6 protein-coding genes are annotated in these 5,634 nt (G+C 35.7%); 3 read left to right on the forward strand and 3 right to left on the reverse strand.

Annotated features, from left to right (window positions below; translation table 11 throughout):
- The first annotated feature begins 91 nt into the window (after positions 1-91).
- Positions 92-214: a hypothetical protein gene (locus tag J6V67_RS03060; protein WP_291858594.1), complete on the forward strand. Its 123-nt coding sequence runs from the start codon at positions 92-94 to the stop codon at positions 212-214.
- Positions 215-419: 205 nt separating this feature from the next.
- On the opposite strand, the gene J6V67_RS03065 is transcribed toward J6V67_RS03060, so the two are convergent.
- Together J6V67_RS03065 and accB are read right to left on the reverse strand one after the other, a co-directional pair.
- Positions 420-1,757, reverse strand: a complete 1,338-nt coding sequence (locus J6V67_RS03065) for an acetyl-CoA carboxylase biotin carboxylase subunit (protein ID WP_291858597.1) — start codon at positions 1,755-1,757, stop codon at positions 420-422.
- Complete coding sequence (gene accB / locus J6V67_RS03070; RefSeq protein ID WP_291858600.1) at positions 1,754-2,203, reverse strand: acetyl-CoA carboxylase biotin carboxyl carrier protein; 450 nt, start codon at positions 2,201-2,203, stop codon at positions 1,754-1,756. The genes J6V67_RS03065 and accB overlap by 4 nt, the downstream gene beginning before the upstream one ends.
- A 121-nt stretch (positions 2,204-2,324) precedes the next feature.
- Here accB and dcd point away from each other — a divergent pair, with 121 nt between their 5' ends.
- Positions 2,325-2,885 carry a dCTP deaminase gene (gene dcd / locus J6V67_RS03075; RefSeq protein ID WP_291858602.1) on the forward strand — a complete coding sequence of 187 codons (561 nt, stop codon included), beginning with the start codon at positions 2,325-2,327 and terminating at the stop codon, positions 2,883-2,885.
- A 10-nt stretch (positions 2,886-2,895) separates the two neighbouring features.
- Complete coding sequence (pseC, locus tag J6V67_RS03080) at positions 2,896-4,023, forward strand: UDP-4-amino-4,6-dideoxy-N-acetyl-beta-L-altrosamine transaminase (protein WP_291858605.1); 1,128 nt, start codon at positions 2,896-2,898, stop codon at positions 4,021-4,023.
- Positions 4,024-4,099: 76 nt separating this feature from the next.
- Here pseC and argS read toward each other — a convergent pair.
- Positions 4,100-5,634 (reverse strand): arginine--tRNA ligase (gene argS / locus J6V67_RS03085; RefSeq protein ID WP_291858608.1); only part of this gene is annotated, 1,535 nt, incomplete at its 5' end.

Raw genomic sequence — 5,634 nt, forward strand, 5'->3', positions numbered from 1 at the left:
TAATAATTATCTAAACTTATTTTATATTTTAAACAATTGTAAGCCAAATTTCATTAAAATCAAAATCATTTATATATAGTTGGAGTTGTTTATGAATGAATTGTCTATAAATATTGATATGGGCGCTGCAAATAATGGCGTATTTATCGCTATCACAAATGAGGATTCTATAATTTATAAAAATGCGTTTAATTTGCGTTTGTATTATAACTAAATTTTTCCACAAATTTATTTTAGCGTTTTTTTCAAAGTGGAAAAATTAATACCTTTAAACCATAGCCAAATGCCTATAAAATAGGCTAAATTTAGCTCGGTTGCAAATTATACCACAAACCAACTCAGCTTAAATAGGTGTCTAGTTGTAAATTAGACACCATTAAATTTATTGTAAATTAATTTAGCTTGGAATTAAAAGTAAATTAATGCTTTGCTAAATAGTTCGTATCATATAGATTATTTACAAAATCCTCATTATTCATCATACCTATATGGAAATCTTTTGTAGTTTTGATTCCATGAATTATTAGCTGATCAAGGGCTACTTTCATCTTAGCAATTGCTTTATTTCTATCGCTATCATGTACAATTAGCTTGCCTATCATACTATCATAGTATGGTGGAACGCTATAGCCTTCATATACGTGGCTATCCATCCTTACATTTCTACCACCTGGAGCTACATATTTTGTGATTTTGCCAGGATTTGGCGTAAAGCTTTTTGGATCTTCGGCTGTGATTCTGCACTCTATAGCATGACCTTCTAGCTTGATTTGGCTTTGGTCTAGCAATTTCTCACCTTGAGCGATACGGATCATCCACTCTATTAAGTCTAGGCCGCTGCACATTTCGCTTACGCAGTGTTCAACTTGAAGTCTAGTATTCATCTCAATGAAGTAAAATTTATTATCTTTTTGATCATATAAGAACTCAAAAGTACCAGCGCCTGCATAGCCAATAGCCTTAGCAGCTCGTACTGCTGTTTGATGAAGTTCTGTTCTAGTAGCATCATCTAAGATTACAGCTGGACTCTCTTCGATTAGTTTTTGGTGGCGGCGTTGCATTGAGCAATCTCTCTCACCTACATGTACTACATTGCCATGTTCATCGCCTAAGACTTGAACCTCTATATGGCGTGGATTTGAAATGTATTTTTCCATATACATTGTACCATCACCAAAGGCGCTCATAGCTTCGCTCTCAGCTGACCAGAAATTTTTTTCTAAATCCTCTTCTTTTTCTACCACTCTCATACCACGGCCGCCACCGCCAGCAGCAGCTTTAATGATTACAGGATAGCCAATCTCACTAGCTAGTTTTTTAGCCATTTCTATATCTTTTATAGCTCCATCGCTACCTGGTACAACTGGAATGCCAGCTCTCATCATTACTTGCTTAGCTTTGCTTTTATCGCTCATTAATGCCATTGCCTCTACGCTTGGGCCGATGAATTTGATATTATGCTTAGCACAAATTTCAACGAAATTTTGATTTTCACTCAAAAATCCATATCCAGGAAATATAGCATCAGCTTCACTAATCTCGCACGCTGTGATAATAGCTGGAATATTTAGATAGCTTTCGCTACTTCTAGGCTCGCCTATACATATAGTAGCATCAGCATATTTGACATATAAGGCATCTTTATCAGCTGTAGAGTGCACTACTACTGCTTCTTTGCCCATCTCTTGGATAGTGCGAAGAGCTCTAAGCGCAATCTCGCCACGATTTGCTATTAAGATTCTTTTGATCTCTCTCATATCTTTTCAACCTCAAATAGAGCCATACCAAATTCAACCGGCTGGCCATCTGATACTATAGCCTTAGTAATTCTACAATCAAATTCAGCCTCAATCTCATTCATAATTTTCATAGCTTCAATAATTCCGATTGTATCACCTTTTCTAACTGTTTGACCAACTTTTACAAAGCTAGCTGCGCCTGGACTTGGTGCTATATAAAATGTTCCTACCATTGGAGCATTTAATGTATCAGTTGCTGTTGAAGTAGTTACTGTTTTTTCATTTACTACTACATTGATTGGCGCTGGAGCTGGGATTGGAGGGCATGCTGGCGCTGGAGCTGGCTCTTGGCAAGGCTCATATTTTTCTAGCTCGATGGCAAAGTCGCCATTTTTAATCTTGATCTTATTGATGTTTGTCTCATCAAAAAAGCTCATAAGCTCTTTAATCTCATCTCTTGTCATAAATTCTCCTTGAATTAAGTAAAATTGCATAATTCTACCCAAATTATCTAAATAATAAGCTAAACTTTAGTTTAAAGTAAAAATCGCTATAATTACGGATTTAAATTTAATAAGGAAAATTATGGGTCTAAAAAGCGATAAATGGATAAGAAAAATGAGCTTAGAACACGATATGATAAGCCCATTTTGTGAAGAAAATATAGGCCGTGGAGTCGTTAGCTACGGACTTTCAAGTTATGGATATGATATTAGAGTTGGGAATGAATTTAAAATCTTTACCAATGTAGGTGGTACAGTTGTAGACCCTAAAAATTTTGATGAAAAAAATGTTGTAGATTTTATAGGCGATATCTGTATTGTTCCGCCAAATTCATTTGCACTTGCTAGAACGGTAGAGTATTTTAAGATGCCACGAGATACGCTAGCTATTTGCCTAGGTAAAAGCACATATGCAAGATGTGGGATAATTGTAAATGTAACTCCATTTGAGCCAGGATTTAAAGGTCATATAACTATTGAAATTTCAAATACAACCCCACTTCCAGCTAAAATTTATGCTAATGAAGGGATAGCTCAGGTTTTATTTTTACAAGGCGATGAGGTTTGTGAGACTAGCTACGCTGATAAAAAAGGAAAATACCAGTCTCAAACTGGAATTACTCTGCCACGAATATTAAAATAAAGAGTTAAAAATGATGGTATATAGCAGACAAAAGATCGATAATAGCGATATTGAAGCAGTTGTTGAAGCGCTTAAGAGCGACATGCTTACATGTGGAGAGCGTGTAGTAGAGTTTGAGCGTGGGCTTTGTGAGCTTACTGGGGCTAAATTTGCTGTAGCGATGAACTCAGCTACTTCAGCTTTGCATGCTGCATATATCGCTCTTGGTGTGAGTCAAAATGATGAGGTTATAACTACCCCTATTACCTTTGCAGCGACTGCTAATGCTGCTTTAATGTGTGGTGCTAGGATTAAATTTGCTGATGTGCTTTTAAATGGTAATATAAATCCAGCCTCTATAAAAGAGTTAATAAGCGATAAAACCAAGGTTATAACAGCAGTGGATTTTGGCGGAGTGCCTGTAGATATGGACGCTATCAAGGCGCTAATAAAAGGGCAAGATATTAAAATTATTGATGATGCTAGTCACGCTTTGGGTAGTAGTATTAATGGCAAGATGGTTGGCACTTTGGCTGATGCTACGATTTTTAGCTTTCATGCGATTAAGCCTATTACGACTTTTGAAGGCGGTGCATTGCTAACTAATAATGAAGAGATTGCTAAATCTGCTAGATTAACTCGTTCGCACGGAATGGTAAAAAAACAAGCTTGGAATATGGATATGGTAGCTTTGGGCTATAACTATCGCTTAAGCGATGTAGCGTGTGCGCTTGGGAGTTCGCAGCTTAAAAGGCTTGATGAGTTTATCTCTAGGCGTGATGAGATTGCTAGGATTTATGATGAGGCCTTTAATGGTTCAAAACATCTAAAAACAATCACTATACCAAGTAATATGCGAAGTGCTAGGCACCTATACCCAGTACTTTTGGGCGAGCATTTATGGTGTGCAAAAGAAGATATCTTTAATGAGCTTCACGCTAGAGGTATTGGCGTGCAGGTGCATTATAAGCCAACTTATCAGTTTAGTTTTTATAAGGCGCTTTATGGTGAGCAACGCTTAAGCGGAGCGGAGGATTTTTATAGAGCTGAGCTAAGCTTGCCATGTCATCAGATGATGAGCGATGATGATGCTAAATTTGTCATTGCAAATTTAAATGAATTATTAGAAATTTATGCTAGTAAATCGGTTTGTAGTTAAAGAATTAAGCAATAAAGTAACGCTAAGGCATTAATAATAAATAAAACTAAAATCTAAGGGCGTATATGCCCTTAGATTAATTTTCCATTATATCCTTAGCTTTTATCCCCATTAAATTTAATGCTACTTTTATACTAAGTGCTACAACACTAAAAAGCTTTAGCAATTCATCTTCATTTTGACTTCCTACAACTCTATTTTCGTTATAGAATTTATGAAAACTTGCGCTAAGCGATTTGAGATAATCAGGAATTTTGTGTAAACTTCTTTGGTTTAGAGCATCTTCTAAGACTTCAGGCATGGTAAGCGCTTCAAATAATAAATTCTTACCATCATCGCTTAAATTTGCTAGTGAAACATTAGCTACATCTGCAGGGGTCTTACCAGCTTTAGCAAAGATTTGATTTACTCTAGCGTGAGCATAATTGATATAAAATATTGGATTTGAACTATCTTGTTTTTTAAGTTCATCAATATCAAATTCTAAGCTTGAATTGCCAGCCTTAGATATGAAAATAAATCTAAGTGCATCACTTCCAATCTCAGCTAAAATATCGCTCATTAACACTGATGTCCCAGCTCTTTTACTCATTTTAAATGGTTTGCCATCTTTTAATAAGCTTACCATCTGCATTAAAATTACCTCTAGTTTGCTCTCATCATAACCTAGAAAATTAATCGCAGCCTTTAATCTAGCGATATATCCGTGGTGGTCTGCGCCCCAAATGTTGATATATGTATCAAAATCATTGGCAAATTTGACATTATGATAGATAATATCACCAGCTAAATATGTTGGACGGCCGTCGCTTCTTACTACCACCCTGTCGCTATCATCGCCAAGTTTGCTTGAAGCGATATAGGTGGTGCTATCTTTTTTATATACTTGACCGCTTTTTTCTAATTGCTCTAAAGTTTGTTCTAATTGATCATAATATGATTTTTCACTAGCCCAATTATCTATGAATATTCCAGCATCGGCTAGGTCTTTTTTGATGATTTTTAAAACTTCATCTTTGGCAAATTCGGCTAGTTCAGAGTTACGACTTGACTCAAAAATTTCTTTGCCAAATTTATTGTAAGCTTTATGCGCTAGTTCATCAATATAATCACCCCTGTAATATTTCTCAGGATACTCAACTGTCTCATTAAATAAAATCTCTTTTGCTCTAAGTGTAATAGATATACCTAGTAGATCGATTTGGTTACCAGCATCATTGATATAATACTCAGTATGAACTCCTACGCCAATATGTCTAGCTACTCTAGCTAATGTATCACCATAGACTGCGCCTCTTACATGGCCAATATGTAATGGACCTGTTGGGTTGGCACTTATATATTCTAAAAATATATTTTTAGGATTTGTAATCTCTTTTGAGCCAAATTTATCCCCACTTTTAAGTGCATCATTAGCTAAAGAGTCTAGAAATTCACCACTTAGCTTAAAATTTATATATCCATTTACAGCAGTTACTTCGTAGTTTGGTGAGTTAAATTTAGCTGCTAATTCACTTGCTATAATTACAGGTGATTTTTTTAACTCCTTAGCTAGCCCAAAAGCAAGTGGTGTAGCATAGTGAGCTAGGGTTTTATCCTTTGGTTTTTCTA

Source organism: Campylobacter sp., from assembly GCF_017646085.1.
Taxonomy (GTDB): domain Bacteria; phylum Campylobacterota; class Campylobacteria; order Campylobacterales; family Campylobacteraceae; genus Campylobacter.